Annotated in this window: 30 protein-coding genes; 22 read left to right on the forward strand and 8 right to left on the reverse strand. The window is 53.3% G+C overall.

The features are described 5' to 3' along the window. Positions 1-43 precede the first annotated feature (43 nt). From ACH518_RS00155 to ACH518_RS00165, 3 genes are all read left to right on the forward strand, one after another. Positions 44-391, forward strand: a complete 348-nt coding sequence (locus tag ACH518_RS00155) for a hypothetical protein (RefSeq protein ID WP_445370060.1) — start codon at positions 44-46, stop codon at positions 389-391. Then, complete coding sequence (locus ACH518_RS00160) at positions 388-1,386, forward strand: YqaJ viral recombinase family nuclease (protein WP_445370061.1); 999 nt, start codon at positions 388-390, stop codon at positions 1,384-1,386. Before ACH518_RS00155 ends, ACH518_RS00160 begins: the two co-directional genes overlap by 4 nt. Before the next feature lie 309 nt (positions 1,387-1,695). Further along, a complete protein-coding gene (locus ACH518_RS00165) occupies positions 1,696-1,926 on the forward strand; it encodes a hypothetical protein (RefSeq protein ID WP_054758400.1) in 231 nt (76 codons plus the stop codon). 14 nt (positions 1,927-1,940) lie between these two features. On the opposite strand, the gene ACH518_RS00170 is transcribed toward ACH518_RS00165, so the two are convergent. After that, the gene (locus ACH518_RS00170) at positions 1,941-2,177 is read right to left on the reverse strand and encodes a hypothetical protein (protein WP_054758403.1); all 237 of its coding nucleotides are present in this window, start codon (positions 2,175-2,177) and stop codon (positions 1,941-1,943) included. A gap of 110 nt (positions 2,178-2,287) precedes the next feature. Here ACH518_RS00170 and ACH518_RS00175 point away from each other — a divergent pair, with 110 nt between their 5' ends. After that, entirely contained in the window at positions 2,288-2,578 is a 291-nt protein-coding gene (locus ACH518_RS00175; RefSeq protein ID WP_445370062.1) for a hypothetical protein, read from the forward strand. Here ACH518_RS00175 and ACH518_RS00180 read toward each other — a convergent pair. Next, positions 2,549-2,758 (reverse strand): hypothetical protein, encoded by a 210-nt coding sequence (locus tag ACH518_RS00180; protein WP_157770362.1) that lies wholly within the window; start codon positions 2,756-2,758, stop codon positions 2,549-2,551. The two genes, ACH518_RS00175 and ACH518_RS00180, sit on opposite strands and share 30 nt — an antisense overlap. A 131-nt stretch (positions 2,759-2,889) precedes the next feature. Between ACH518_RS00180 and ACH518_RS00185 the strand changes: the two genes are divergently transcribed. From ACH518_RS00185 to ACH518_RS00205, 5 genes are all read left to right on the forward strand, one after another. After that, the gene (locus tag ACH518_RS00185) at positions 2,890-3,831 is read left to right on the forward strand and encodes an AAA family ATPase (RefSeq protein ID WP_445370063.1); all 942 of its coding nucleotides are present in this window, start codon (positions 2,890-2,892) and stop codon (positions 3,829-3,831) included. Position 3,832: 1 nt separating this feature from the next. Next, positions 3,833-4,288 carry a hypothetical protein gene (locus ACH518_RS00190; RefSeq protein ID WP_445370064.1) on the forward strand — a complete coding sequence of 152 codons (456 nt, stop codon included), beginning with the start codon at positions 3,833-3,835 and terminating at the stop codon, positions 4,286-4,288. A gap of 110 nt (positions 4,289-4,398) precedes the next feature. After that, positions 4,399-5,598, forward strand: coding sequence for a DUF3150 domain-containing protein (locus ACH518_RS00195; protein ID WP_445370065.1), 1,200 nt, complete (start codon positions 4,399-4,401; stop codon positions 5,596-5,598). 82 nt (positions 5,599-5,680) lie between these two features. Next, positions 5,681-7,465: a VWA domain-containing protein gene (locus ACH518_RS00200; protein WP_445370066.1), complete on the forward strand. Its 1,785-nt coding sequence runs from the start codon at positions 5,681-5,683 to the stop codon at positions 7,463-7,465. Between the two features lie 346 nt (positions 7,466-7,811). Further along, on the forward strand, positions 7,812-8,360 hold the full coding sequence (locus tag ACH518_RS00205; protein WP_445370067.1) for a hypothetical protein: 549 nt from the start codon (positions 7,812-7,814) through the stop codon (positions 8,358-8,360). A gap of 7 nt (positions 8,361-8,367) precedes the next feature. Here the strand turns inward: ACH518_RS00205 and ACH518_RS00210 are convergent, their stop codons facing one another. After that, positions 8,368-8,712, reverse strand: coding sequence for a hypothetical protein (locus tag ACH518_RS00210; protein WP_445370068.1), 345 nt, complete (start codon positions 8,710-8,712; stop codon positions 8,368-8,370). A 165-nt stretch (positions 8,713-8,877) separates the two neighbouring features. Between ACH518_RS00210 and ACH518_RS00215 the strand changes: the two genes are divergently transcribed. From ACH518_RS00215 to ACH518_RS00255, 9 genes are all read left to right on the forward strand, one after another. Then, on the forward strand, positions 8,878-9,459 hold the full coding sequence (locus tag ACH518_RS00215; protein WP_445370069.1) for a hypothetical protein: 582 nt from the start codon (positions 8,878-8,880) through the stop codon (positions 9,457-9,459). Between the two features lie 107 nt (positions 9,460-9,566). Further along, the gene (locus ACH518_RS00220) at positions 9,567-11,336 is read left to right on the forward strand and encodes a DUF4942 domain-containing protein (RefSeq protein ID WP_445370070.1); all 1,770 of its coding nucleotides are present in this window, start codon (positions 9,567-9,569) and stop codon (positions 11,334-11,336) included. A gap of 152 nt (positions 11,337-11,488) precedes the next feature. Further along, positions 11,489-11,962 (forward strand): RadC family protein, encoded by a 474-nt coding sequence (gene radC / locus ACH518_RS00225; RefSeq protein WP_445370071.1) that lies wholly within the window; start codon positions 11,489-11,491, stop codon positions 11,960-11,962. A gap of 145 nt (positions 11,963-12,107) precedes the next feature. After that, positions 12,108-12,731: a hypothetical protein gene (locus ACH518_RS00230; RefSeq protein ID WP_445370072.1), complete on the forward strand. Its 624-nt coding sequence runs from the start codon at positions 12,108-12,110 to the stop codon at positions 12,729-12,731. An 89-nt stretch (positions 12,732-12,820) separates the two neighbouring features. Then, positions 12,821-13,444, forward strand: a complete 624-nt coding sequence (locus ACH518_RS00235) for a hypothetical protein (protein ID WP_445370073.1) — start codon at positions 12,821-12,823, stop codon at positions 13,442-13,444. An 89-nt stretch (positions 13,445-13,533) separates the two neighbouring features. Further along, on the forward strand, positions 13,534-13,869 hold the full coding sequence (locus ACH518_RS00240) for a hypothetical protein (protein ID WP_445370074.1): 336 nt from the start codon (positions 13,534-13,536) through the stop codon (positions 13,867-13,869). A gap of 133 nt (positions 13,870-14,002) precedes the next feature. After that, positions 14,003-15,655: a hypothetical protein gene (locus ACH518_RS00245; RefSeq protein WP_445370075.1), complete on the forward strand. Its 1,653-nt coding sequence runs from the start codon at positions 14,003-14,005 to the stop codon at positions 15,653-15,655. After that, positions 15,652-15,942, forward strand: coding sequence for a hypothetical protein (locus ACH518_RS00250; RefSeq protein WP_445370076.1), 291 nt, complete (start codon positions 15,652-15,654; stop codon positions 15,940-15,942). The genes ACH518_RS00245 and ACH518_RS00250 overlap by 4 nt, the downstream gene beginning before the upstream one ends. 142 nt (positions 15,943-16,084) lie before the next feature. Further along, complete coding sequence (locus ACH518_RS00255) at positions 16,085-16,717, forward strand: Uma2 family endonuclease (RefSeq protein ID WP_445370077.1); 633 nt, start codon at positions 16,085-16,087, stop codon at positions 16,715-16,717. 139 nt (positions 16,718-16,856) lie between these two features. On the opposite strand, the gene ACH518_RS00260 is transcribed toward ACH518_RS00255, so the two are convergent. Together ACH518_RS00260 and ACH518_RS00265 are read right to left on the reverse strand one after the other, a co-directional pair. Further along, on the reverse strand, positions 16,857-19,823 hold the full coding sequence (locus ACH518_RS00260) for a Tn3 family transposase (RefSeq protein ID WP_445370078.1): 2,967 nt from the start codon (positions 19,821-19,823) through the stop codon (positions 16,857-16,859). A gap of 2 nt (positions 19,824-19,825) precedes the next feature. Further along, positions 19,826-20,386: a recombinase family protein gene (locus ACH518_RS00265; RefSeq protein ID WP_445370079.1), complete on the reverse strand. Its 561-nt coding sequence runs from the start codon at positions 20,384-20,386 to the stop codon at positions 19,826-19,828. A 165-nt stretch (positions 20,387-20,551) separates the two neighbouring features. Here ACH518_RS00265 and ACH518_RS00270 point away from each other — a divergent pair, with 165 nt between their 5' ends. The 4 genes from ACH518_RS00270 (at position 20,552) to ACH518_RS00285 (ending at position 23,159) form a co-directional block, all read left to right on the forward strand. Beyond that, the gene (locus tag ACH518_RS00270) at positions 20,552-20,959 is read left to right on the forward strand and encodes a MerR family DNA-binding protein (protein ID WP_445370080.1); all 408 of its coding nucleotides are present in this window, start codon (positions 20,552-20,554) and stop codon (positions 20,957-20,959) included. Positions 20,960-21,056: 97 nt separating this feature from the next. Next, entirely contained in the window at positions 21,057-21,764 is a 708-nt protein-coding gene (locus tag ACH518_RS00275; protein WP_445370081.1) for a MerT/CopZ fusion-like heavy metal transport selenoprotein, read from the forward strand. A 15-nt stretch (positions 21,765-21,779) separates the two neighbouring features. Next, complete coding sequence (locus ACH518_RS00280; protein ID WP_445370082.1) at positions 21,780-22,217, forward strand: putative iron-sulfur cluster-binding metallochaperone; 438 nt, start codon at positions 21,780-21,782, stop codon at positions 22,215-22,217. A gap of 615 nt (positions 22,218-22,832) precedes the next feature. Next, entirely contained in the window at positions 22,833-23,159 is a 327-nt protein-coding gene (locus ACH518_RS00285) for a hypothetical protein (protein WP_445370083.1), read from the forward strand. Positions 23,160-23,488: 329 nt separating this feature from the next. On the opposite strand, the gene ACH518_RS00290 is transcribed toward ACH518_RS00285, so the two are convergent. The 3 genes from ACH518_RS00290 to ACH518_RS00300 form a co-directional block, all read right to left on the reverse strand. Further along, positions 23,489-23,809 carry a type II toxin-antitoxin system RelE/ParE family toxin gene (locus ACH518_RS00290; protein ID WP_064023803.1) on the reverse strand — a complete coding sequence of 107 codons (321 nt, stop codon included), beginning with the start codon at positions 23,807-23,809 and terminating at the stop codon, positions 23,489-23,491. Further along, entirely contained in the window at positions 23,806-24,057 is a 252-nt protein-coding gene (locus ACH518_RS00295) for a type II toxin-antitoxin system ParD family antitoxin (protein WP_445370084.1), read from the reverse strand. Before ACH518_RS00295 ends, ACH518_RS00290 begins: the two co-directional genes overlap by 4 nt. A 403-nt stretch (positions 24,058-24,460) precedes the next feature. Continuing rightward, complete coding sequence (locus ACH518_RS00300) at positions 24,461-25,261, reverse strand: retropepsin-like aspartic protease family protein (RefSeq protein WP_445370085.1); 801 nt, start codon at positions 25,259-25,261, stop codon at positions 24,461-24,463.

Genomic DNA, 25,261 nt, shown 5'->3' on the forward strand with positions numbered 1-25,261 from the left:
GCCCGGTGGGCTATTCGTGACGCTCTTCTCTTGGAGAACCGTCATGAATGAAATCACTACCTTCGATCAATCCCTCAACCGGATACCCAGCTTTACCGACTGGAGCCGTTACGACTCACCGACCGTCCTGCGCCGCTATGGGCCGGGATTTCTTGATAAAACGCTGGATCCGGACACGGAAACCCGGCTATTTCATCGCCGGCATTCCTACGCCGACTTGGTCAGTATCGCCGATGCCTTCGGCGGCATCTGCACCCTATCGCCGGGTTGCACCTTGTTGCTATTCGACGATGTCCGTCTCGCACAGCGTTGCCACGCGGTGTTGAAACAACGCAAATTAGAAGGCTTGCTGCACGGCTGTCACATCCGGATCGACGGAGAGTTCGAATGAAAATCGTCGATATCGCCCAACGCAGCGATGCGTGGCGGCTATGGCGATCGCAAGGCGTAACCGCCAGCGAAGCGGCGATTATTCTGAACCGCTCGCCTTACAAAACGCCTTGGCGCTTGTGGGCGGAACGGGTCGGCATCGTCCTGGAAGCCAACCTCGACAACCATCCCTTGGTCCGTCGCGGCCGCGAACTGGAATCGAAGGCGGCGCAATGGTTCGAAGCCACGTGTGACGAACTGTTGTTGCCCTTGTGCGGCGAGTGCGATCAATACCCGTTGATCCGTGCCTCGTTCGACGGCATTACCGGTAACGGCGAACCCGTCGAAATCAAATGCCCGCATCCCAGCACCTACGAAAACGTGGTACAGGAACGTGAGCAGTCAGTTGCCTACCAATTGTATTGGGTGCAAATGCAGCAGCAGTTGTTGGTCGCCGATGCCAAAAGAGGCTATCTGTGCTTCTATCTCGACGACCAGCATGTCAAGGTGTTCGACATCGCGCGCGATGACACCTTTTTGGTGACTTTAATCAACGCGACGATCACGTTTTACGGTTGGGTCATCACCAAAAAAGAACCGCCGAAAGACCTGAAGCGGGACTTGTATTTGCCTGAAGGCGACGCCGAAATTCAATGGCATCGACTGGCGGCCGAATACCGTGCCCGGCAGAAGAAACTGGAGGCATTGAAAGCCGAAGCCATCCAACTGGCCGAACTGCAAGCCAAGACCGAAGCCCAATGGGTAGAGCAAATGGCCGATTACTTCATCGCCGAACATTCCGGCGTGCGTGTCTGTCGAAGCGTCAGCCAGGGGGGTATCGATTACAAGGCGGCTTTAACGGCCCTGCTCCCGCAACTGACTGAGGCGGAGCTGGCCCCGTACCGAAAGGCTCCGGCCTCGCGAGTACGCGTGACGTGCCGAGACGACAATGGCAAAAACGCGCAAGTAGCGTTTGACCCGGACTCCTTGGCCGTGACGGAAAGCAGTTGGTTTTGAAAACACGTTAGCAACGAACGAACACTACCTCGGTAGTGTTCGTTTCTTTAAGTCGATTCAGGGCTTGTTTTAAGGGATAAGCCAAGCCCTCAACCGACTTTTCTAGCGCTATCGTCATCGATACGCTGAAAATCCTGCAGAGCAGGCGTTCCGTCTTCAGGCGGCGATCAAGGCATGTCCTTGGTGGTACCGGGTGCGTCAAACCCGGCTTCGTCCGGCCGTTGCTATCAACGGCCTATTGTATAACCCGAATGGGGCATCACGCCCTATCGGGCCATCGGTGCCCCCCCTGATTGCTGGAGGTGCACTATGACAAAATCAGAAGCTGTTTGGCTGTTTTTAACCGATCTTAAGCACCGCCGGGATACTACCCGTCGCCTGTTCGAGATGGCTAAAACCGAGCCCACCCTGGTCACGACGTATATCGCGTCGTTGCCGGACAATTGGCAACACCGTGACGATCCCGAAGTCGACTTGCTCAAGCAGCTGCACGCAGTTGCGCTGACCGCGATCGCCGAACGTGCAGTGTCTGTCGGTTGAATGTCAACCGTAGGTTAACTGTCGGTCAACTGATCGAAAGTGACCTCGCCACGCATTAAAGGACTGCTACCCGTTTCCAACGCCTGCAGTAAATCGGCCAGGAACACCGGGGAGCACGCCTGAACCAAGGCGACATCGTACTCCGCTGTCGTTTTAATCGTATTGACCGCGTAACCGCGCCTGGCGTTGTTGCGTTGTAAGCGGCGAAATTCCGCTCGGGTCAATCGGACTTTACCCGCATGTTTGATCATGCAAACCTCGATCGGTATTGATGTTTAATATCGTTTGATGATTACCCACCCCACCCAGGGAGACCTCTCCCGATGGGGGCGTGTCTCCCTTTTTTATAGGAGATACGACCATGAACCTCAATTCTGTTTTGAAATTGCCACGCCGCGAACCCTCCATGTCCACGGCGGATAAGATCCTCGAACTGGCCGCGTTAAAACCGGCCACAGTCGCAGGCGCTTTATTGAATCATCCCGATATCTTCCGGGATCTCAACGAGTCAATTGCCAACACCTTGGTGCTATCGCTCGTCGACCGCGGCCAAGCCGACACCTTACGCCAATTGCTGGCGAGCAAGGCGATCGGCGAAGCTAAAGCCAACCTTCTGGCCGAATTACTCCTGTTGGAGGCATTCGCCGAGTAACACGGCTTGCAGCAAGCGGGATTCGGCACTCGTGTCCTTATCCCGCACGGCATCGGCCGCGACTTGCAAGGCCGCATTGTACTCCGCCACCGTATTCGGCGGCGTGGCGCGACCGGTCATCACCCGAAAGGCGTGCTGTTCCCGGTCGCTTAAACGTAGTTTATCCCCTAGTCGAATCATATCGGAGCCCTCAATGGTTTAGACCATCGTAACCGCTATGACTCATTAATCAACCCCGCAAGGGAGGTTCGCTTCCCTACCGGGGGCGCACGCCTTCTATTTCGGGAGTCACTCTTAAATCAGGAGGCAGTATGTACCAACAGTATTCCGTCGCCGATACCTTCGGCGTATCCGCACCGGCCTCGATGACCGTCGAAGGCTTTGTCCCGGCAAATAATCCATTCGTGCCGGTCCAAAAACCGTATGTGTTTCGGCGCGAGCCATTGCGCGACGTCCTGGCGTTCTTTCGGAATCCGAATGGCGACGGACTGTATATCACCGGTCCCACGGGCTCCGGTAAAACCTCGTTGGTTGAGCAAGCCGCCGCCCGCTTACACTGGGGTGTGCATGCCGTTGCCGGTCATGGCCGGCTTGAGTTCAACGATTTGTTGGGCCAATTCGTCTTAACCGGCAACGGCACGATGAAATGGACCGACGGCCCGTTGACCAGCGCCGTGCGCCACGGCCACGTGCTCTTGCTCAACGAAATCGATGCGACCGACCCGGCCGAATTGCTGGGTTTGAACGATATCGTCGAAGGCAAACCGCTGATGATTGCGGCCACCGACGAAGTCGTCATGCCGCACCCGAAGTTCCGTCTGGTTGCAACCGGCAACAGTGCCGGCGCCGGCGACCAGTCGGGCTTGTATCAAGGGGTGATGCGTCAAAGCCTGGCCTTTATGGACCGCTTTCGTTTGATGGAAGTGGGCTATCCGGAACCGGACGACGAAATGAGCATGCTGGAACGCACGGTCCCGACCATGCCGCTGAGCATTCGGGAACGCATGATTCAGCTGGCCAACGAGATCCGCAAGGTCTTTATTGGCGGCAGCGATTCGGCCGGCCTGCTCTCGATCACCATGTCGACCCGCAGCTTGTTGCGTTGGGCCCAGCTCAGCGCCAACTACAAAGGTTCCCCGAACGCCCTGGCCTATGCCTTGGATCGGGCGCTGGTTCTGCGGGGGGATGCGGCCGAACGCGAGGCCATCCATCGGTTGGCGCAAGACGTGTTCGGCAGCGATTGGCAGGTGTGACATGTCGGTGTTGTATTGGCAGGTCGAATGCCGCGCACCGCAACCGGTCGTTGTCGCCGTAAACCACGCCTTACATCAGTGGCGATCTTGTATCGACCGCTGGCAGCAAGACCTTGGTTTGAGTTGCGTGGGTTGGCCGGATTGGGACTCGTTGTTGCGTCTGAGTGAAATCGGCCGCGGCTTTGACACCAGCGGCCAAATACACCCGGAACACGGCATTGCCCCCTGGTTATGGCTAACGGCGTTGAAAAAAGCCGGCTTCGTCGGCATCGACGTGGGCATTGTCACCGATGCGTCTCGCGAAACCTCGACCAACTTACACCAGGAATCCGAGGTGTTACAGCTATTCGGTACCGACCTAGTGCAGATCCGGCCTGTGGCTGAAGCGCTAGGCTTGCTGTTGCCGTCCTTGGATCTGGTTGCCGCTTTAGGCGAAATGGACAGTGACTGGTTTTAACCGGTCACGGTTTTTACTTTTTTGAACCCGCCTTTCAACAGGCTTTATCAACCCGGAAGGGGCTTACACTGCCCTTCGGGGCTGTCGTAGGCCTCTTTTAAGGAGGCACTATGACAAAGTGTAATCAAATATTGGACCGTGTGGTCTTGGTCAAAATCCAAGCCAACATCTACGGCGCGCGGAAAAAATTGCGCAAAGAAGATCTGGTACTGGCCGACGGCAGTGAATTACCGCCCGAGGATTTGGCCAGCTTAGGCTCGAAACGTTTACTCGATCCCGACCAGTTGGCGGACTTCAATCGCTTGAAAAAAGCGGCCGAACGCCACTGTTTACGAGTCGGCACCCGCTTCATGGGCGGTTTTGTGGTGCCGGTCGAACACGCGGACGCCATCGTGAGCGAGCTGGAAAAAGTCGCTCAGGAATTCGCGGTTAATAAAGCGAAGTTCCTGGCCGGCTACGACGACGCCGTGCGCGATTGGATCAAAAAGCATCCGAGCTTTGCCGGCATTATCGAAAAGGCGATCGACCCTATGGCGTACGTGGCCACGAAGTTGGGTTTCGACTTCATGGTGGTCGCCATCCGACAACCGGAAGCCTCCAGCCCGAAAGATGTGGCACGGCTGGAACAGCAAATCGATTCGATCGGCGGCCAGTTGTTTCAAGAAGTGGCCAACGACGCCGAGTTATTGCTGGAACAATCCTTGATCGGAAAAGATCAGGTCACCCGGAATGCGTTGCGGCCGATTAAGCGGATTCGCGACAAACTGGATGGCTTGAGCTTTTTGGATTATCGCGTGGCACCGATCGTCACCTGGATCGATGGCGTACTGCAAGAAATCCCCAATCGCGGCGCGATCGAGGGGGCCTTGCTGCAGGAGATCATGGCAATGACCATGCTATTGGCCGATCCCGACAAGCTTCGCCGTCACGGTGAAGGCTTGTCGTCGAACCCGTCCAAGGTAACGAACGACGAAGACGCGGATGACTTGTTGTCGTCAGGGCATCCGGCATCGCCGATATCGACAGCCGTGATCGCCCCAGTGCAAACCAGCCTGCTCGAACCGAAGGAGCCTCCCATGGTGGACCCGGACGATCTGTTTGCCGGCTTGTTAGACGATCTGTTTACCGACGATGACGATGAAGGCGAAGCTCAATCCTTTGCCGACATCGCTTCGCGGCCGGTTCTACCCGTTGCACCGCCCGCGTGGGCTGCGCAAGCGCACGGATCCGACAACGACAACGAACCCGAAACCCACGGCACCGACAAATCCAAACTACCGGCGGAAGCGGTTACCGAATTCTGGTTCTAAGCGTTATTTTTATCACCCTATCGGGGCAATGCGACACGCCCCTCGGGGCGTGGCTTGCCCCTTGTTTTTTAAGGAGCAAGCCATGCATCAAACTTTAGAACACGCGTTTCCCATTGTGGCGGCCGCGATCGGCAACCGCTTTGGCATTTCGGTCGCGGTCGGCGGTACTAAAGCCTACACCGACGGCCAATCGATACAACTACCGGGCTACAACGGGTCAGATCCGCAGTACCAGAACTACGCGTGGGGCTATCTGGCCCATGAAGCGGCGCATATTCGGTTCTCGGACTTTCAGCTCGATTTTGGTGACTCGGTTCTGCGTCGGCGTATCTGCGGCGCGATCGAAGACGTGCGCATTGAGCATGAACTGGCCAAGGTCTATCCGGGCACCCGCTTAACCCTGGCAAAGATGGTGGAACAGATGTTGACCGAAGGTCGCTTAACGGCCCAGGCCGCATCCGATCATCCCGGCAATGTCCTGTTCGGCTACATTCTGAAACGGCTTCGGGCCAAGGTGTTAGGTCAAACGGTACTCGAACCCTTAGTCGACGCCACCCGAGAGGCCTTGCGTGCATGTTTTCCACGCGGCGCTTTGATTCGCTTGGAAGGCTTATTGTCGGAAGTACCGGAGGGTTTAACCTGTGAACGCGACTGTCTGGATCTGACCGATCGGATTTTGGCGATGCTCGAAGAGGAATGTACTGAACCGACGAACACGTCGGCTAGCGGTGATTCGGACTCCGATTCGGAGGATGGCGACAACGCCACCCGCGAAGATGATAACGATTCATCCGACACGGACACCGAGCACGAGGATTCGTCATCGTCCGGTTCAGACGCAGACGGCGACAAAAACCTGACCGATCCCGGAGACCCGGCCCCGTCCGATCAGGACGACGAGCCTGGAAACGATTCGGCGGGTGCGGATAACGCTTCGTCCGGAACAGATCAGCCAGCCCAACAGGACGATAGCGCTACGCCGTCTTTAATGGACCAGCTGCGCGCCACGTCCGAGCAAGACCTGGAACAGGATTGGTTCGAGACGGCGAAATCGCAATTGGGTTTGACGCCGGATTCGGCCGAAAAATGTACGCTACCTGTCGGTCTGTTTCCGAAAGGTAGTCGGCTAGTCGGCCAAGCCTTAGCAAACCGGGTGGAGCAGAACAGCAAAGCCCTGCGGGTCGCGTTGCAAAGCGCGGTGCAAGCCCACCGGCAAAATCGGCCGCAAGCCGCGCGAAACGGCCGGCGTATCAATCCTCGCCGCTTAACCAAACTCGCGTTGGGCGATACGCGGGTGTTTTGCCGATCCGGGCAACGAGTTGCGCCCAATTGTGCGGTGCATATCTTGTTGGACAAATCCGAAAGCATGGGCGAAACCCTTGTCATTCAGGGCGAAGAGGTGAGTTTGCTCACTCTGGCCCTGGAAGCGTCGATGGCCTTGGCCCTCGCGTTGGAGAGCATTCAAGGGGTCAATCCGGCAATCACCGCCTTTCCCGGCGCCAACGATGAATCGGTGCACCAGGTGTTACGGCACGGCGAAAAAGTCCGCGACAATTTGGGACGTTTTTCGGTCTTTTCGGCCTATACCACGCCGATGACGCAAGCCGTTTGGTTTGCCGCGGCGCAATTGCTGCAATGCCGCGAACCGCGCAAACTGCTGTTAACGGTGACCGACGGCGTACCCAACGATTTACCGGGCACGCTGTCGATCTTAAAGCGTTGCCGTGACAGCGGCATCGAAACCCTCGGCATCGGCTTGGGGGTGGAGGTTGGCCATTTGTTTCCGGTCGCCCTCACCATTCATGACCTGGCTGAATTGAGGCCTCAGCTGTTCGCACTGTCCAAAGCCATGCTATTGGCGGCGTGAGCGCTTAGGTGACTTGAATCGTGTCGATGCGTGGCCAGAACTTCATCCTTGATGAAGTCCTGCCCGTATCGACACCCTTCCCTATTGCACGCCCGGCCGGATCGGGCTACAGTGGCGGTGTGCGATATCAGCCGGTTTTTTCATGCGTCGTCCGCGACGGGACATGAAAAAATCGACTTCATGCGTTCTTTCGAGAATGCTGATTCCGGCTTCTGCCGGCGTTCCGTCTTCAGGCGGCGAGCAAAATCCATTTTGCTTGTATCGGTTGCGTTAATGCCGATCCTTAATCGGGCTTGTTACAAGCCTTTATCCATCCCGCTTCGGGCGCCATCGCCCGAACCGGGTCGTGCGTTTGAAGCATGTTCTTCCATTGCGGAAGGAGGTTTCAATGCACTTCATTTTAGGCACCATCATTCTTGCCCTATTCATCCTGGCCATCCGGGTGATCTGGCATACTCTCAAGTCCGCCCGGCTCTGGTTTAGTCAGCACTGGGCGTTATGGCAAACAGCACGCTTGCGCCAAGCTTCGGTAATGCCGGCCCTACTACCACCCCGCTTTACCGCACAAAACAGCCTGCCGGCAACGGATTGGGAAACCTTATCCCAAACCGTAAGGCAGGGTATTTTGGAACGCAACAACCGTCCGACCTACCGGCTCGAAACACTCGATATCGAGCTGCAGGTTAAACAGAAAACCCAAGCGATTATGCTTGCGGACATTGAAATAGCCAAATTGCAACTCAGTTTGGCCCAAGCACAGGAACTGCTCGCGCAGCCTGCAAAAAAGCGCCGCAAAACGCAGGTGGAAGGACCGGCTAAACGGCCGAATCCAGCCTCTGAATTGCGCAAAGCGCTTGGCAGCGGCAAAGAGGGCTCGCGTTCGGCCGTGCATTAATCGGCGGTCAGTGCAGCCTGGTCCTATCCGAAGGCAGGTGAAACACGTTGTTGCTCTTCAGTTCCCGCTCGACATCGAGCCCGAGCTGAGGCGCAATCTCAACGATCGTCTCCTGCCGGAGCGCGCGGATGCGGGCTAACAGCGGTCCTGCAACCTGGGGATCGCGCAGTTTGGTTAACACGCCGACTTCGGCATCGTTCAAATCCGCCAGGAGTTTTCGATACAAATCGAAGTGGCGTTTGCCGGGCCCTACCAGAATCGCCATTGGTTTTGGTTCGGGCTGCGGCCTGGGTTTCGGTGGTGGATCGATGATTCGATCCAGCCACTTCACCCAGTTCACTAATCGGGTCATTATCGGGTTCATCGTCGTACCTTGAAAAAAGGAAGCGTACGCTGACCTTACAACGACTTATTTAAAGTGCAACCGTTTGCCCGCGCGGCCGGCGGTTTTTTATTCACCCTGGCGGGACTCCATCCTGCAGGGTGGCGGTTCCCGCCGATCACGGAGGGTATTGCCATGTCATTCTTACCAGCTCCGGTTTCGGAGATTCTGTATCTGAACCAATACCGTTGTCCCTATTGCCAGATCGAATGGGACGACGAATGGAATTGCGCCTGCAACGACCGTTGCCCATCGTGCAATGCCGAAATCTCACCCTACCACAGCGAGGTGCTGACCGAGGAGAACCCATCACCGGCCTACGCCGTGACGTACACCCTCGATTACACGCACCGGGTGGTAGTCGGCATCGTCGCAGAGTCGGCAGACGGCGCGCAAGCGGTTGCCGAAGCCGCCTTCGACGACGGTACCATCTGGGACGACACCCCGGAAATGCCGCTGTTGTTCGACGACTTCGAGGAAGTCGACGGCGAAACCCTGCGTTGGCAGGTCGAAGCGGTCGACGTCTGGCCCAAGGCCGATGCCTCGGTGGTGAAGCTACGTCAAGAACGCACCGCGATGGCAGTGTGCCGCGGTCTGATCGACGCCTACCAGCGCGGTAAAGACGCCGGCGGCAGTATCGATTGGGACGATTTGGACCAATTGTTAACGTTAGCTAAACAAGCACTGGGATTGTCTGATTCAGACCCAGACGCTTAATCATCCTTCGGCTTTCCGCGATATCCGCGGCGAGCCTCATTATCAATCCCTGCGGGAATGTCTGTTCCCGACTGGGGCGTGGCATTCCCCTTTTTTTGGAGAATGTCATGAGAGATCCCTTTCAATACTATGCCTCGACGGAAGCGCTGAGTATCAAGGCTTGGGCAAAGTTCAAGAACACCCGGTTTGTGCGGGTCCTGGATTCATCGGCCGGCGAAGGCCATTTGCTCAAAGGCAAGCCATTCAAACAGTACCAGCGGGTACCGATTGATTGCGTCGAAATCGATATGCGTAAGCATGCGGTGTTACGTGCGCAAGGCTACACGGTGGTCGGGTTGGATTTCCTGCAGTTTCAAAACGGCAGCAGTTACTCGCACTGCATTATGAATCCGCCTTTTGCACAGGGCGCTCAGCACGTGCTGAAGGCCTGGGACATCTTGTTCGACGCTGAAATCGTCGCCATCCTCAATGCCGAAACCGTACGGAATCCATTTTCGAAAGAACGCCAGCTGTTAGTGCGTTTGATCGAACAGCATGGCGAGGTGGAGTTCTTATCTGACATGTTCGCCGGCGAGGATGCCGAACGCAAAACCAACGTCGAAATTGCGCTGATCTGGTTGAAAAAAACCTCAACCTTCGAACAGGAGATCCTCGGCAATATTTTGGACAATTTGCGTCAGGATCGTCGTGAAGCGGACGACTTGGCCAGCGCATTTCATGTGCCCCAGGAGTTAGCCTTACCGACTGCTTTTATCGATAACGCGGTATTGATGTTCGATGCCGCCTTCGAAGCGACACGGCAGGCTGTATTCAGTGAAGCCCGTGCCAGCCGCTATCGAGCCATGCTAGGTAAAACCCTGGGTGAGCTGAGTGGTGGCGGTGTGCACACTGTAGACGATTCGTCATTGGATGCGGTGAAGCAGACGCTGTACGAACGTTATCAGGACCTGAAAAATCGCGCGTGGAGTAGCATTCTGCGTTCGACTCAGGTCAAGTCACGATTGTCATCGGCGGCGCAAAAGCGGTTGGAGTCGGATTTCGAATCGATCAAGTCTTTGGAATTTACCGTGGCGAATATTTACGGTTTTCTGCAAGGCATCATCGATCAGCAAGGTGAAATTCAACTCAGCATGGTCTGCGATGTGTTCGATCTGATCACGCGCTACCACAGCGACAATGCAGTGTATTACATGGGATGGAAATCCAATGATAAACACCGCACGCTGGGGATGCGGATCAAGACCACACGCTTCGTACTGCCAGGGCATAAAGTCGAGTCCTACCACACAGGTCTTGACTGGAATTCTGAGCAACTTCTAGCCGATTTCGACAAGGTCTTTGCCTTGCTCGACGGCAAGACCGAAACGGAAGTAAGTTTGGTATCGGTGTTTAGGCAGCATTTCAGTGCGCTTAAGCAGGGTGAACGGATAAGCAGTAGTTACTTTGACGTTCGTTACTATCCGGGCGCCGGGACCATCCACTTTTTTCCGAAAAGCAAGACCTTGATCGACCGCATGAACCGTTGGGTTGGCTGTCGGCGACGCTGGTTACCCCCGGTGGATACCCAAGCCGGTCCAGGTTTCTGGCAGCAGTTCGAACAGGCTGAATCGCTCGATCGGGCGTTTCATGCCGAGGTAAAAAAGCAGTGCCAAAGCGGTATAGGACACTTGCGTTTAAATCCATTTTTGGCCATCCAGCGCGGCAGCGAGTCGGAACGGGAACAAGGCAACGCCCTTTTAGCCCAGGCAATGAGCGCGGTACTGGCCAGCCGAGGCATCGATCCGGATGCGATGTTGGCGAATGAACCCGTCAACCGCAATTTGCTGGAATGGATTGATGCCTTGGAGTCCAATCAAGATCTGCCTTTGGCGTCGTAATTGAGCCTCTTTAGCAAAATATGTTCTGCCGACGGTCAACGTCGGTAGACATCGCTGACGAGGCTTTGAATATTTTTGACAACCCTTCCGGAGAAAATCTACCCCGGAAGGGGGCGGCTTTCTCCACATTTTAAGATTACCGGAGAAAGCCCATGTTATTCATTCAAGAAACCAATAATAGTTATCGTTTGGCTGATGAACAGGATGTCATATCAGAGGCCATTAAGATCTACAACCGCACGTTCAGTCGAGGTGAACCCTTGAACAGTCCGGACGATGCGAAGGACTGTATCAAATTGAAGTTGGCGCCATACGAGCACGAAGTATTTCTGTGTTTGTTCTTGGACAATCAACATCGCGTTATCGCTTGCGATGAATTGTTCCGGGGGACGATTGATGGCGCTAGTGTGTATCCGCGCGAAGTGGTCAAAGCTGCGCTGCACCATAATGCGGCAGCTCTGATTATGGCGCATAACCACCCGTCGGGGATTAGCGAACCTAGTCGGGCCGATCGCGCGATTACAGCAAAACTTCAAGAAGCCTTGGCCTTGATTGACGTTCGTGTACTTGATCACTTCATCGTCGGCGAAACCGTGCATTCATTCGCTGAGCATGGCTTGTTGTGAAAAGGTATGGCGTCAAGCTTACTCCTCGATTAAGCCAAAGACCGACCCTATCTTAAGTTAACTACTGGTCTCACCAGTACCTTACCCTGCGGGAATACCTGTTCCCGACTGGGGCGTGGTGTTCCCGCTTCAACTGGAGAACATCATGCAAAACCCCATTATTGAACAGACCAGTCACGGGAATACAGTTCGCTATCAGCGTCTGCCGTCCGGCACCTGTTATCACGAGGACACACCGCAAGACGTCATCGATCTACTTGAGGAAGCCCAGGGTACGCAACGGAAAATCCGTTTGTACTATGGCGACCCGGCAACGGGACAGTCCTGGTTCGACGAGAACGATGTCGTCGGCCGAATCGGTCGATCTAGCGGCAACATCAAGGTGCCGTTGCTGATCGAATCGGGTGAAATCGGTGGTCCGGCTATTTTGGACCACTGCATCGTGCGGATTGACAGTCCGTTTCGGACCCTTTACCAGCACCCGACCTTTCGGGTCGGCGACGTTGCCATCCAAAAAGGGGTCCACGTCGATTGTCCGTGGTCGGTCACGATCGACGGCCAAGTCCATGCCGGCTTTGTAAACAAACGGCGGGCAAATGCGTTTGCTGCCTTCATTCAAGGCCAACGCTTTGCCTTGCCCGTCGACAAGCACGGGTTAATCGAGTGCGAAAACGACGATTTACCCTGGCAAGTTTGGGTGAACGACCGGCAGAAGGCCGCGTTTTTGTCTGAAGCTGAAGCGAAGCGGTATTGGCACGCACTGCAGTAACCGGGCGCGATTGACATTTTATTTAACCCCGACGGGTACCCTACCCGTTTGGGTGCGGCTTGTCGGGACATTTTCTTAGGAGAATCACCATGGCAGACCAACCACAAAACACTGACGCCGCCATCAAACGCAGCGTACAGCAATCTTTGACGGACCAAGGCTGGATTGCGCTCAACAGCGTGGCCATCGCCACGAAAGGCTATGCCACCGCGGTCGGACGCAAGCGGGCCTATGTATTCGTAAGCTACTGGGCAAACGAATGGGTAGTGACCGCCGGCTATGACAGTCAAGGCCGCAATATCCTGGAATCGCTACGCGTAACATTGCCGGAAACGGCCAATGCCGACACGATTCGGGAGGCAATCGCGGAATTTTCGGCTGCCATCGACGCGCGGGTCGCGGAGAGTTACGCCGTCCGTCTGATCCGGAACCAACCGCAAAAGCGGCCCTTCCCGCTCGGTATCACCGTGGCAACGCCCGGTGCGGTAGTCCTGCTGCAAAAGACGCTGCTCGATCCAGGCCACTTGCTCTCACGTCACGCCTGCGGCGATTGGGGTGATCTATGCGACGAGGATCGTGCTTTAAACGAAGCCGCATTGGCAGAAGGCGGACGGTTGATGTCGGTTTACCAAATTTCCGGACAGGACACCGTCTGGGTCATTACCGAAGCCGATCATTCGGCGACAACCATATTGTTGCCGGACGAATATTAAGCCGATGCAATTTTGAAACCACCTTTGCGGGGAGCACCGTCTTTCCCGTACGGGAGCCTGTGTTCCCCGTCATTTTTGGAGAAGGAACCATGACTACACTCGTATCACTCTCAAACGGAAGGATACAAACCTCTATCGCCGCACTGGCGTTGTTAACCGCCTGCGGTGTCGAAATGACAGCGTTGTTGGACCGACATGCCAACGGCGATTGGGGCGATATCAATCTGGACGAAGAACAGGAAAACGGCCTGTCACTCGTCTGCGGCGGACCGATCGTTTCGCAATTCAAACTGTCCGGCCTGGACAGTATCCGGATTGTGACGGATACGTTTCGGAAAACGACGCGGATTAATCTTGCAACCGAACCGTCTTGCTTTGCCGGCCATGCTAGCCATTCGTTTGGCGGTGAAGCTCTGGCAGCTTAACACCACACCCGCGCATCACTTGGGATAACCCGGTAACGCGCTTTAAAACCCAATGACTCGGGGAAACGGACATTCCCCGCCAGGGGTGCGTCTCGATTTCCTCGACGTTCCAATTTAATTGAGGAAAAACACCATGAACGCACCCCTACAACTGAAAGTAAACCCTGAAAATTTAGTCCACAGTCTGAAGTGGAGTTTTACCAATCGGACGACGTATTTGGGTGAACTGATGCAGAATGCCCGCCGCGCCGGCGCCAGCTATGTCGCGTTCGACTACTGCGCCGATACCAACACCTTGACTGTGACGGACGACGGCTGCGGAATCGATTCGCTCGAAACCCTGCTCACCGTCGCCGAGTCCGGCTGGGACGTGGAACTGATTGCGAAGGAACACGCCTTTGGCGTGGGCTTTCTCTCCGCGCTATTCGCCTGCCGGCACCTGGGATTATCTAGTAAAGGCGGGTGTTTTTCGGTCGATACCGATCACATCCTGGGGTTCCAACCGGTAGAGGTCTTGCCGGTGACCGATTGGAATGGTCTGACCGAAATCCGGCTGATCGATATCGTCAATGGTCCGCTCGAAAACACCTTGGCGGACTTAGCCACCGGTTTTCCGATTCCGGTGCATTTTAACGGAGTCTCGCTACCGCGACCCAACGCCATCGATTCTATCGGGGCCGCGGAGTTTGTGGCATCGCCGGTCGGCGCAATTCGCTTGATCAACCTGATCGATTCGTATCGGCATTACCGGGATTGCTTGGTGTATTTGCAAGGACTACCGGTATATCGAGGCCAATATTACCGTATCGGAGACACCAGCTACCTTGGCAATATCGTGCATCTGGATAGCGCGCAATTCATGGCCCGTTTACCGGATCGCGACAAATTGGTGGATGAAGCCGATGTGATTAAGCTGATCAGAGAGGCGATCGCCGCGGCGGTCGAACGCCAGCTCATGGCACTGAAAACGGCCTTGAGCGCGGACGATTTCCTGACCTACTACCCGGTGCTACGCGAGTGTGGCTTGATACACTTACTCAACGATGTCGACCGACTGCCCAAAGCGCTAGTCTCCCGCATCCAAGGACCACCGGTCTGCGATACCGACCTATTTGGCGACTTTCTGGAAATGGTTGACCAACCAATTACCCAGTCCGCCGTCAAAAGCGGACAAGTGCAATTGGTGACGATTGACGACGATCTCCAGTCCGATGGGGCCTTGCGATACCTGCTGGCCTGGAAAAAAGGCTGGGTGCTCGTCGATAACCAATTCGACGCCGGGCATTGGGTGCAGCCTTACCTGCGGCACTTAAGCCGAGAAGAAGTGCAGTGTGAGATCCTTGAGGAGTCACATCGCGCGCAATTTCAAGGCATCTGGGTTTGGGTGACGGCGGTGTTTTGCCGGGCTTACCGGATCCGGATCGGTGACGATAGCGTAGAAATCGATGAGCACGGCGCCTATACCGGCAACGAACAGGATGATATCGTCCTGATTCCCTGCCAGGAAAAGTGGGGTGACGTGCTGGAACAGGTGTCGCATTTCTGCGAGAACGACGGTGACTATCAAGGTTACTGTCACGATCAGGATATCGAGCAATTTGGCTGCTTCATCGTGGCGAATACCGCCGATGATCCCTCCGACGCGTTTAAACGGCTGATGCCGGATCTAACCGGATGCAAAGTGTTGCACGGCAACCGATTCGTGGTGGAGATTGCCCCTGATGGGCAGCTGGCAGCCGTTTCGATAGCGGAACCCGCTTTAACCGACCTCGAACGGCCGTCATGACCTCGAAATTCGTCTTCGACGCGCAAACGCTGGATACGGAGCCTGGCCATCCCGAGTCGCCCTTTTCGCCGCCGGCGGATTGGGCGGGCGACGACGACGCCTATTTGACCTGGCTGAGAAGCCAATTCAAGGCCAGTCCTTGGGTTAGACAACGGTTAGGTTTGGCGGCCAGACGTTACGCAAAACAACAGCCTTTAGACTTTCGAGGCCGGTTCGGCGCGCTATTGCCGACTGTCCTCGATAGCATGCTGAGGAAAATACACGCCGAGCAGTCTGTCGGCGATTAACCCCGTCCCCCTGACGATCGCGTTAGGGGGATGTTTTAACGCTTAACGCGATTCAATCGCAATCCGCCCGGACGGGAAACAGCTTCCCGGTCTGGGGGCTTGTTTTCCCGACGGTTTTTCATAACAATTCGAGGAAACCAGCATGAACACACACTCTCCACACTCTACGGAATCAGCGATGACGTTACAATCCAGCGAGTCTTTCATGACCGAGGCGCAATACCTCGCGAGCGAGCGCGTATCCGAAACTAAACACGAATATCTCGATGGCCGGGTTCTGGCCATGGCCGGCGCGAATCACAACCATTCGCGGATTTCGGCCAACGTGCTTGGCGAGTTTCGCAGTCATTTAAAAGGCCGGCCTTGCGAGGCGTTCATGGCCGATACCAAGGTGAAAGCCGGTCAGAACTACTTTTATCCGGATGTCGTAGTGGATTGTACGAATGCGGCCGGCGATGCGGATTTTCTAACGTCGCCCCTGCTGATTGTCGAGGTGCTATCGAATTCGACTCGTAAAATCGATACCACTAAAAAGTTGCTTTACTACATCAATATTCCAGCACTTGAGGAATATGTGCTGATCGAACAGGATATCGTCTCGATCATCGTGATGCGCCGGAAACGCGACTGGCGTTCGGAGTATTATTATCTGGGGGATCACGTCACGTTCGATTCGATTCAACTGACCTTGTCCGTGGAAGCGATTTACGAGCGCGTGGACAATGACGATCTAATACAATTTGAACAGGCGAAGTTTGATACCGATCATCAATAGTCGCCTTCGATTTTAGCCCCTGAATAAGGGGCTTTTTTTTCAATTCGAAGGGTTTTGTTTGTTGGGCTATGCAAATGACCGATACTTTAAATCTGTGCTGTATATAGGGGCAACCGTAGAATTCGGAAAAAATAGTACGCTAAGACTTTTCAGTGGTTCGCAGCGGTCTGAATTGCCCTTCTTCAATTTTTCTGTTCTGGCGCCAAATGTAATCGCCGGTCAAATTGATGTGTTCCCAACCCAACGGCGACAGGTATTGTAGTAACGCATCGTCAACAGGCTTGTCCAATTCCCGTAGTTTTTCGACGGCCTTTTCCAGATAGACCGTATTCCATAACACGATGGCCGCCGTTACCAAGTTGAGGCCGCTCGCACGATAGCGTTGTTGCTCGAAGCTGCGGTCACGGATTTCACCCAAGCGATTAAAAAACACCGCTCTGGCTAAGGCGTTTCGGGCCTCGCCCTTATTCAGTCCTGCATGGACACGTCGGCGCAGTTCTACGTTTTGCAACCAATCCAGAATGAACAAGGTACGCTCGATACGGCCCAGTTCGCGCAAGGCTACAGCTAATCCATTCTGCCGTGGGTAACTGCCGAGTTTCCGCAGCATCAACGATGCGGTAACAGTGCCTTGTTTGATCGACGTCGCAAGCCGTAGTATTTCGTCCCAATGCGTTTGGATGCTTTTGATGTTTAAGTTGCCGCCGATCATACTCTGCAACGCTGGATAATCTTGGCCGTTTTTCGGTATATATAGCTTGGTATCCTTTAAATCGCGAATACGGGGCGCAAAGTGAAATCCCAGCAAATGCATAAGCGCGAAGACATGATCGGTAAAACCAGCGGTATCGGTGTAATGCTCTTCGATACGTAAATCCGATTCGTGATACAGCAAACCATCGAGCACATAGGTCGAATCGCGGATACCGACATTCACGACTTTGATGTGATATGGGGCGTACTGGTCGGAAATGTGGGTATAGAACAATCGGCCCGGTTCGCTGCCATACTTCGGATTGACATGACCCGAACTTTCGGCCTTGCCGCCAGCCCGAAAACGCTGTCCGTCGGAAGACGAGGTCGAGCCATCGCCCCAGTTTTCGGCAAACGCATGATTGAACTGGGCATTCACTAACTCGGCTAATCCGGCGGAATAGGTTTCGTCCCGGATATGCCAGGCTTGCAGCCATGACAGTTTGGCGTAAGTTGTGCCGGGGCAAGACTCGGCCATTTTGGTGAGTCCCAAATTAATTGCGTCGGCCAGAATGGCCGATAGCAACAAAGTGCGGTCTTTAGCTGGTTCCTCATCCTTCAAATGCACAAAATGCCGGCTGAAGCCGGTCCAGTCATCCACGTCCATCAATAATTCGGTGATCTTGATGCGGGGCAGTAACATACCTGCATGGTTGATCATTTGTTGTGCCGCTTCAGGGACGACGGCATCCAATGGGGTGATTTTCAGCCCGGAATCGGTGATGATGGCATCGGGAAGTTCATTGGCCAATGCCAAACGGTTTACTGTGCTCAGTTGTCGTTCGAGCAACTGCAACCGATCATGCAGGTATTGTTCGCAATCCGGATTGACGGCGACCGGCAATACTTTTGCCTGTTTGAGTTCTTGGAATTTCACGGAAGGCAACAGATATTCGTCGAAGTCGCGAAATTGCCGGGAACCCTGTACCCAGATGTCGCCGGAACGGAGCGCGTTTTTCAGTTCGGTGAGCGCACAGATTTCATAGAATCGACGGTCAAGCCCTTGGTCGGCATGTACCAGCGACTTCCAGCGCGGTTTGATAAAAGCCGTCGGCGCATCAATCGGCACTTTGCGCGCGCCGGTACTGTTCATAGTGCGGATCACATCAATGGCATCCAGAACATCCTGCGCCGCCGGTGCCGCTCGTAATGTCAGCACCTCCAGGAAATCCGGCGTATAGCGGCGGAGGGTGCTGAATTGTTCAGCAATCAGGTGTAAGTGATCGAATGCAGCGGGCTTGGCCAGTTGATCCGCGTCAATGATGCTTTGCTGGAAGTCGTCCCAGGAGATAACGGACTCGATTGCGGCGTAAGGATCGCTATCGGATTGCTTGGCATCCAACAAGGCATGGCCGATTTTTGAAAGTAATCGTACCTTGTCGTTGATCGCCTTGCCCTGTTGTTGGAACTGATGTTGATGCTTGTGCTTGGCAGCGCTGTATAACTTCAACAGGATACGGTCGTGTAGATCGATAATTTCGTCGATAATGGTAGCTGTGCTTTCCAAGGTTACAGCCACGAGTGTGGCGTATCGACGCTCGCTTTCAAACTTGCCGAGGTCCTGCGGCGTCATTTGCCCGCCTTCGCGCGCGATTTTTAATAGCCGGTTCTGGTGAATGTGCCGGCCAATGCCATCCGGCAAGGCAAGTGTCTGAAAGGTTTTCAACCGCTCGATGTGCTCCAGCATATAGCGGGAATTGGGCTTCAACGGCGACTGGCGTAACCAAATCAACCAAGTCGTGTTGGAATCCGGCTTGATTTTCAGCAGTTCGTCGAGCCGTTGTCGATGCAGCTCCGCGAGCGGCTGGGCCAATGCCCTGTTGATACTGCGATTCGCGCGAGTGATGGCTTCGGCACAGGCTCGCTCAATCACGGTAAGCGTCGGTAAAATAACCTTGCGTTGGCGAAGCGCTTCCAAGGCATAGGCCGCTAACACCACACCCTTATCGGTTTGCATGGCGAGATCGGCCAGCGTTTTCACCAGAAACCGAAAATCGGACAAACCGAACGCCGATAAGCCGAGATAGCCGCGCAGTTCCTGGAAATGTTCGCGCCGCGTTTCGTCGCGCTCGCCGTATTTTCGCCAAGCGCCAGGATCGGACTTGATTTGTCCGGCAATCCAGTGGATCACCGATTCCGCTACAGTTGCATTCGCAGCTAGCGCGTAACCAGGGTAGTGCAACAGGCAGAGTTGCACAGCGAAACCGAGGCGATTGGCATCACCCCGGCGCTGCCGAATCAGAGCTAAGTCGGATTCATTGAAAGTGTAATGGCGGATCAAGTCGTCTTGAGTATCGGGCAAGGCCAGTAAACCGGCCCGTTCCGTAGCGGACAAAACCGAGCGCCTGGACATGATTACTCAGTGGTTTTTAAATATTGGTATAGGGTTTCCCGGCTAATACCATACTCGCGAGCCAACTTTGCTTTCTGCTCGCCGTTACTGGCTCGCTGCTGGAGTTCTAATACTTGTTCTGGAGATAGCGATTTCTTGCGCCCTCGGTAAGCTCCGCGCTGTTTGGCCAGCGCAATGCCTTCGCGTTGCCGTTCGCGGATCAAAGCCCGTTCGAACTCGGCAAACGCCCCCATGACCGACAGCAATAAATTAGCCATCGGCGAATCTTCGCCGGTGAACGTCAGACATTCCTTGACGAATTCGATGCGCACACCACGCTTGGTTAACTGCTGAACCAAGCGCCGCAAGTCATCCAGATTCCTCGCCAGACGGTCCATGCTATGCACCACGACCGTATCGCCTTCTCGGACAAACGCCAGCAATTCTTCCAAGGCTGGGCGCTCGGTATCTTTGCCAGAGGCCTTGTCGGTGAAAACCTTACTGACCTCGACCTGTTCCAGTTGGCGTTCCGGATTTTGGTCGAACGAGCTGACTCTGATGTAACCAATCCTATGCCCTTGCAAATGAACAGCCCTCTAAAAACCAAAGTGTCAGGATGGAATCTATAACCTTTGGTGGCATGTGTCAATAATTGTAAAAATACACTCTATACTGACGCTAAAGTGACACATTGCCTGACATCAGGTTAGGGTATAGCTCAGTCGGACACTTAAGGGAGAAAGCTTAAAATGCCAACTTTGACCATCGGCAAACTTGCCAAACAAACCGAAGTCACTATCGAGACCATCCGCCACTATCAACGCATTGGTTTACTGACCGAACCCGCGAAGCCCGATGGCGGTTATCGATGTTATTCAGCTGATGCGATTGCCCGAATTCGCTTTATCAAACGCGCTCAACAGGTAGGATTTACCTTGAAGGAAATTGCCACGTTGCTATCGCTTGATGGGGCGCACTGTGTCGATGTACGACAACTGGCCGAGCAGAAATGCCAGCAGATCGATCAACAGATTAAGGATTTAACGGCTCTTCGTCAGGTATTGGAAACCCTGGTCAACGATTGTCAACAGACAGCTTCAACCGCGCGTTGCGCCATTCTCGATGCGTTTTGCGATGATGCATCAACCAAATCCTGATTGTAAATAAGTCACCATCGACCACTTGACTCTGTTCTAAACAACAGGGTTTAAGCTTCTTGTCAGCATTGAACATTGTTTGGTTGAGGAGATTCGCATGAATACAGACCCTGAAACACCCATTAACACCCCGTCATGGTTAGGTATCGGCGCTCTCTTGGCCGCTATAGGTGCTTCGGCATGCTGTGTCGGGCCTTTTTTACTTTTATCTTTAGGTATTGGCGGTGCATGGATGAGTACGTTGACGGCACTGGAACCGGTCCGTCCATTTTTCATCATCCTGACCGTGGTCTTTATAGCGTTAGGGTATAGAAAACTCTATCTAACGCCTCAATGCTGTGAGGAAGGTGAAAGCTGCGCCACATCCGACATCCAGCGCCGACAACGCCTGATGTTTTGGTTGGGTTCCGCATTCATTTTGATACTGCTGGTCTTTCCTTGGTTAGCGCCTTTTTTCATGGCTTGAGAGGATTCAGATATGAAGATTAAATCCAGTTTGTTTATTTTAAGCTTGTCATCAAGTGTGTTGTGGATGCCGGCAGCTCATGCTGAAACAACTGTTGCACAGCCAAACCGGCAACAAGCGGTAACGCTGAACATAGAAAATATGACCTGTACCATGTGTACAGTTACCATCAAGAAAGCTTTGCAGAAAGTCGAAGGAGTACAAGCAGTGACTGTCGATTACGATTCAAAAACGGCCACCATAACCTACGATAACCAAAAAACCGATAGTGCAGCCTTGATCAAAGCCACGACGGATGCTGGTTATCCGGGTTCCCTTGCCACACATGTTGCTCGATAAAGCAAGGATACATCAATGTCTGATTGCTGCTGCCCCACCAATACATCCGCCAAAACTAAACAGAATTGTCCTGAGTGTGGCACCACTTGTAAAAGTGTCGGTATGCCTACGCTTTACCATCAAGTTCGGTTTCCAGAGAATCAGGCGCTCATCACTGACAGCTATTATTTTTGCCCTGCAAAAACTTGCTCAATAGCTTACTTCTCCAACGCAGGCAACACTATCCCCAAACAGCATTTACGAAGCTATCAAGCGATTCAAAACGACGCGCTTTGTTACTGTTTTGATATTGACGCCGAGCAGTATTTATCGGCGTTAGAAGCTCAGCGTGCGGCACCGATAAAGGATTTTGTCATGCAACGCACCCAAGCCGGGGAATGTGCCTGTGAAATCAGAAATCCGTCAGGCCAATGCTGTTTAGCAAATTTTAAATATCTGGAAAAAAGCCATTGAGACACGCTCATATAGGGATAACTCCGACCCGATGCGAACAAGCCAAAAACTTATGCTACAGATTCGCTCCGAAGTCTTAGCGTACTATTTTTTCCGAATTCTGCGGCTATCCCTATATAGTCCACAACGAACTAAAGTTGCCATTGTTAGAGAAATTGAACGCCGCCTGCATTAGTTACAAACAGCTCAACAAATTCCAGTTATTCGGCAAGGCTACGGCAGTTATTACAATAAAATTGTCGGTGTGAGGCATGTATATGGCAATGCAGTGAGGGTACCCGTCCGGCATTTCTGCCAACATAATGAACTCGGTAAGAAAAATAGCCTTGATAGGCTCGACTGTTTTGCATTGAAAATGTTTTTTCTCGATTGCTGCATCGTTATATTCGTTAAAAATGGCATCAAGGAATCGTTCTGTCGGAATCAACTCTGCTCTCCTATAAGTCGGCCGGGACACTCCAAAGCCTTGGATAACAGTGCATACTAAAAACAAAAAATGCAAAACAGAACGAAAAGAGTGGTCATAGTCACATAACAATACTCAACAACGACCGTCGCTACCACGTCGGTTGATTCGCTTCGGGGCTAGGCGGAATACAAGGCGCTCATATGCACGTGAAAAAACATGAAACGTTTACCATCCCCAAAAAACACTTTTTTTGTCTTGTATTGCTACTGATTGGCAGTCAGGCAGGTGCCTATCTGGCTGAAGACTTTTTAATGAAAAATAACCATCTTATTGGGTATATCGTAATTTTCATTCTTGGATATGGTTGCCTGGTTTTCGCCATGATTTTTTACAAGCTATACCATGTTGCATGTCCAAGTTGTCTTGGAAAGACGATAACAAAAAATTCAAGAAAAGAAGTTCCAGACAGTTGGAGCGCATACTGTCGCAAATGCAATGTGCTTTGGGATTTAGGTATTGCCAATGGCGACTAAATCGCCGGACGATTAATATTCAGAAAACGGAGATTCGCCGGCTTGAATACGATGAAGATGGTTGCATTTTCGAGTAGAAAATCGATAGTTATAGGATCCATCGGCGCTCCTTATCGTTTCCTCAATCAACGCATCAATCTTGTCTCGCACTACCCTTCTACGTCGCCATTGCTCTTTGCCTGGAAATGAAAGAACCGAATTTAGGATCAACTCTTCCAACGCTGGCCAGCGCCTAAAGGCCAGAAAATTTTATGTCGGCTTTCGGCTTTTTTTCCGAATCCTGTTGCTACAGATTTTGAGGATAGCTTTGACGACAATCCACCGAACTATCACTCCTCGTTGAGAAGTATCATAGGCACATTCCGAGCACTGTGTAAAACTCGCAGGACGTCAATATGGTTTTCCCGTTCGAGATAAAATACCAAGTGTTTTTCAAACCCTTCAACTGGCCAAAAACGTAAACCGCTCAGCATGGGTAGGTGGGCATACCGCCGCGAACCAATCCCGGGTTGTTCGCGAATGCGATCAAAAGTTTGCTGTGTGGCCTCCAGAAAGCGCAGCGCCGCGTGGGGGTTGTCGCGGGCGATATAATCCGCCAAAGCGTCGATTTCTGTGTCAGCCAACGGGCGGACACGAACGGGTTTTGTCATTGCCCCGGATGCTTCTGCTGGAGAGCCTCGCGTTTAGCCTTCCAATAGGCATCATCAATGGCAACGGCAGGGCCGGATTCCAAGCCTTCCGCCATGAGCGCGACAATCCGTAGCTCAGCCTGTTGAACCTGATCCTTACGAATCAAGGTGCGGACATACTCGCTGGAGGTGCTATAACCGTGTTCTTGCACCTGTTCATCAACAAATTCCTTCAGGGGTTCGGGGAGGGAAATATTCATCGTGGCCATTGTTCGACCTTAGTAATGGATTCTGTTGCCGATCATGGCAAACTTTGCCAAATGAGTCCAGCGAAAGTCTGTCACCCAGCCAGTCGACTGGCTGGCTCTCCGCCTGATTTAATTTGCAGTTAAAGCGGACCCACAGAAATGGATTGATGCCCTGAGCGAATAAATCCAAGCTAATTTGCATTTAATTTGAGCCGAAATCGGCGATATACGTTTAGTCCCTATCGGACGCATCACGCTAATCGATTTGGCATGTACGAGCTTCGGGAGAGGGATTTGGAGCCGATTGACTACGGTGTGACATTCCAGATGTAACCAAAACCAGGGATGTTACTCATTTACGAAGGAATCCTTACGGTCCCCCATATATTTGAGTTCGATCATTTTTCATTGCGAGCCGTTACATCTAGTGGTCGCTATACGTCGTCGTGCAGACTTGTTGGGCATTGCAATTTACCGTCTTTTTCACCTTGGTCACTCGCTTAATTTCAGGTGTTGCAATCGGTTGCTCGACGGCCAGTGTGGCGGGTCGAACTGGGGCCGGGAACATAACAGGCGCCCTGACTATTTGTTCCGGTGAAGAACCATTGGCCACCAGCGTCATCCTGTTATGGCTTTGGGTAATGGTGAAATATTTCAAGGTGTTCATGCCAACTAAGACTTCATCCAGATGCTGATTGATCGTCGCATCGAGATTTCTGATTTCAGCATTCCCAATTTTCAGGCTATTTATTTGGGTCAGCCGATCAATAACCTGTCCACCCGCGGTATTGCTATTAATGGGCCTGCCGACCGGTAGATCAGCGGCATCGGCAAAGCGCGCTGGAATGGAGGTCATGGTCGCGCCGGTATCGATCAAAAAAGGCATCGGCACATTATTGATCAACACGGTTCCCCGGAAATGTCCTTGTCGATCGGCCACTATTTCAAGCCCCCCAGAAATAGGCATAGCAACCGGGGTGTTCTCTGCAGGAATTGATACAGAGGGTGATGCTGGAAGATGCCCCCCTTTCAGCTTTATAAACTTATCGGTCCCCCACCAAAGGCTAAAGAGGATCATGGCCGGCGTTATGAGGTATTTTAAGCTCCCAGTAGACCGGTTGGTCGGTTGTGGACGGTGTCGCCGCAACTTGTCGAAGTCAGAAACGTTTACTTTTGATGCCGCCTGATGTCTTTCCCAGTAATAGTCTCGATCTTGTATGCCCAT

This window comes from Methylomonas sp. HW2-6 (genome assembly GCF_052474525.1).

Excerpts from the sequence above, each read along its gene's own strand:
- ACH518_RS00280 (WP_445370082.1), top strand. The coding sequence starts at position 21,780 with ATGTCTGATTGCTGCTGCCCCACCAATACATCCGCCAAAACTAAACAG.
- ACH518_RS00290 (WP_064023803.1), bottom strand. The coding sequence starts at position 23,809 with ATGACAAAACCCGTTCGTGTCCGCCCGTTGGCTGACACAGAAATCGAC.
- ACH518_RS00295 (WP_445370084.1), bottom strand. The coding sequence starts at position 24,057 with ATGGCCACGATGAATATTTCCCTCCCCGAACCCCTGAAGGAATTTGTT.
- ACH518_RS00160 (WP_445370061.1), top strand. The coding sequence starts at position 388 with ATGAAAATCGTCGATATCGCCCAACGCAGCGATGCGTGGCGGCTATGG.
- ACH518_RS00220 (WP_445370070.1), top strand. The coding sequence starts at position 9,567 with ATGAGAGATCCCTTTCAATACTATGCCTCGACGGAAGCGCTGAGTATC.
- ACH518_RS00215 (WP_445370069.1), top strand. The coding sequence starts at position 8,878 with ATGTCATTCTTACCAGCTCCGGTTTCGGAGATTCTGTATCTGAACCAA.
- ACH518_RS00195 (WP_445370065.1), top strand. The coding sequence starts at position 4,399 with ATGACAAAGTGTAATCAAATATTGGACCGTGTGGTCTTGGTCAAAATC.
- ACH518_RS00235 (WP_445370073.1), top strand. The coding sequence starts at position 12,821 with ATGGCAGACCAACCACAAAACACTGACGCCGCCATCAAACGCAGCGTA.
- ACH518_RS00210 (WP_445370068.1), bottom strand. The coding sequence starts at position 8,712 with ATGACCCGATTAGTGAACTGGGTGAAGTGGCTGGATCGAATCATCGAT.
- ACH518_RS00190 (WP_445370064.1), top strand. The coding sequence starts at position 3,833 with ATGTCGGTGTTGTATTGGCAGGTCGAATGCCGCGCACCGCAACCGGTC.
- ACH518_RS00155 (WP_445370060.1), top strand. The coding sequence starts at position 44 with ATGAATGAAATCACTACCTTCGATCAATCCCTCAACCGGATACCCAGC.
- ACH518_RS00270 (WP_445370080.1), top strand. The coding sequence starts at position 20,552 with ATGCCAACTTTGACCATCGGCAAACTTGCCAAACAAACCGAAGTCACT.
- ACH518_RS00240 (WP_445370074.1), top strand. The coding sequence starts at position 13,534 with ATGACTACACTCGTATCACTCTCAAACGGAAGGATACAAACCTCTATC.
- ACH518_RS00175 (WP_445370062.1), top strand. The coding sequence starts at position 2,288 with ATGAACCTCAATTCTGTTTTGAAATTGCCACGCCGCGAACCCTCCATG.
- ACH518_RS00170 (WP_054758403.1), bottom strand. The coding sequence starts at position 2,177 with ATGATCAAACATGCGGGTAAAGTCCGATTGACCCGAGCGGAATTTCGC.
- ACH518_RS00230 (WP_445370072.1), top strand. The coding sequence starts at position 12,108 with ATGCAAAACCCCATTATTGAACAGACCAGTCACGGGAATACAGTTCGC.
- ACH518_RS00180 (WP_157770362.1), bottom strand. The coding sequence starts at position 2,758 with ATGATTCGACTAGGGGATAAACTACGTTTAAGCGACCGGGAACAGCAC.
- ACH518_RS00165 (WP_054758400.1), top strand. The coding sequence starts at position 1,696 with ATGACAAAATCAGAAGCTGTTTGGCTGTTTTTAACCGATCTTAAGCAC.
- ACH518_RS00185 (WP_445370063.1), top strand. The coding sequence starts at position 2,890 with ATGTACCAACAGTATTCCGTCGCCGATACCTTCGGCGTATCCGCACCG.
- ACH518_RS00245 (WP_445370075.1), top strand. The coding sequence starts at position 14,003 with ATGAACGCACCCCTACAACTGAAAGTAAACCCTGAAAATTTAGTCCAC.
- ACH518_RS00200 (WP_445370066.1), top strand. The coding sequence starts at position 5,681 with ATGCATCAAACTTTAGAACACGCGTTTCCCATTGTGGCGGCCGCGATC.
- radC (WP_445370071.1), top strand. The coding sequence starts at position 11,489 with ATGTTATTCATTCAAGAAACCAATAATAGTTATCGTTTGGCTGATGAA.
- ACH518_RS00300 (WP_445370085.1), bottom strand. The coding sequence starts at position 25,261 with ATGGGCATACAAGATCGAGACTATTACTGGGAAAGACATCAGGCGGCA.
- ACH518_RS00250 (WP_445370076.1), top strand. The coding sequence starts at position 15,652 with ATGACCTCGAAATTCGTCTTCGACGCGCAAACGCTGGATACGGAGCCT.
- ACH518_RS00260 (WP_445370078.1), bottom strand. The coding sequence starts at position 19,823 with ATGTCCAGGCGCTCGGTTTTGTCCGCTACGGAACGGGCCGGTTTACTG.
- ACH518_RS00255 (WP_445370077.1), top strand. The coding sequence starts at position 16,085 with ATGAACACACACTCTCCACACTCTACGGAATCAGCGATGACGTTACAA.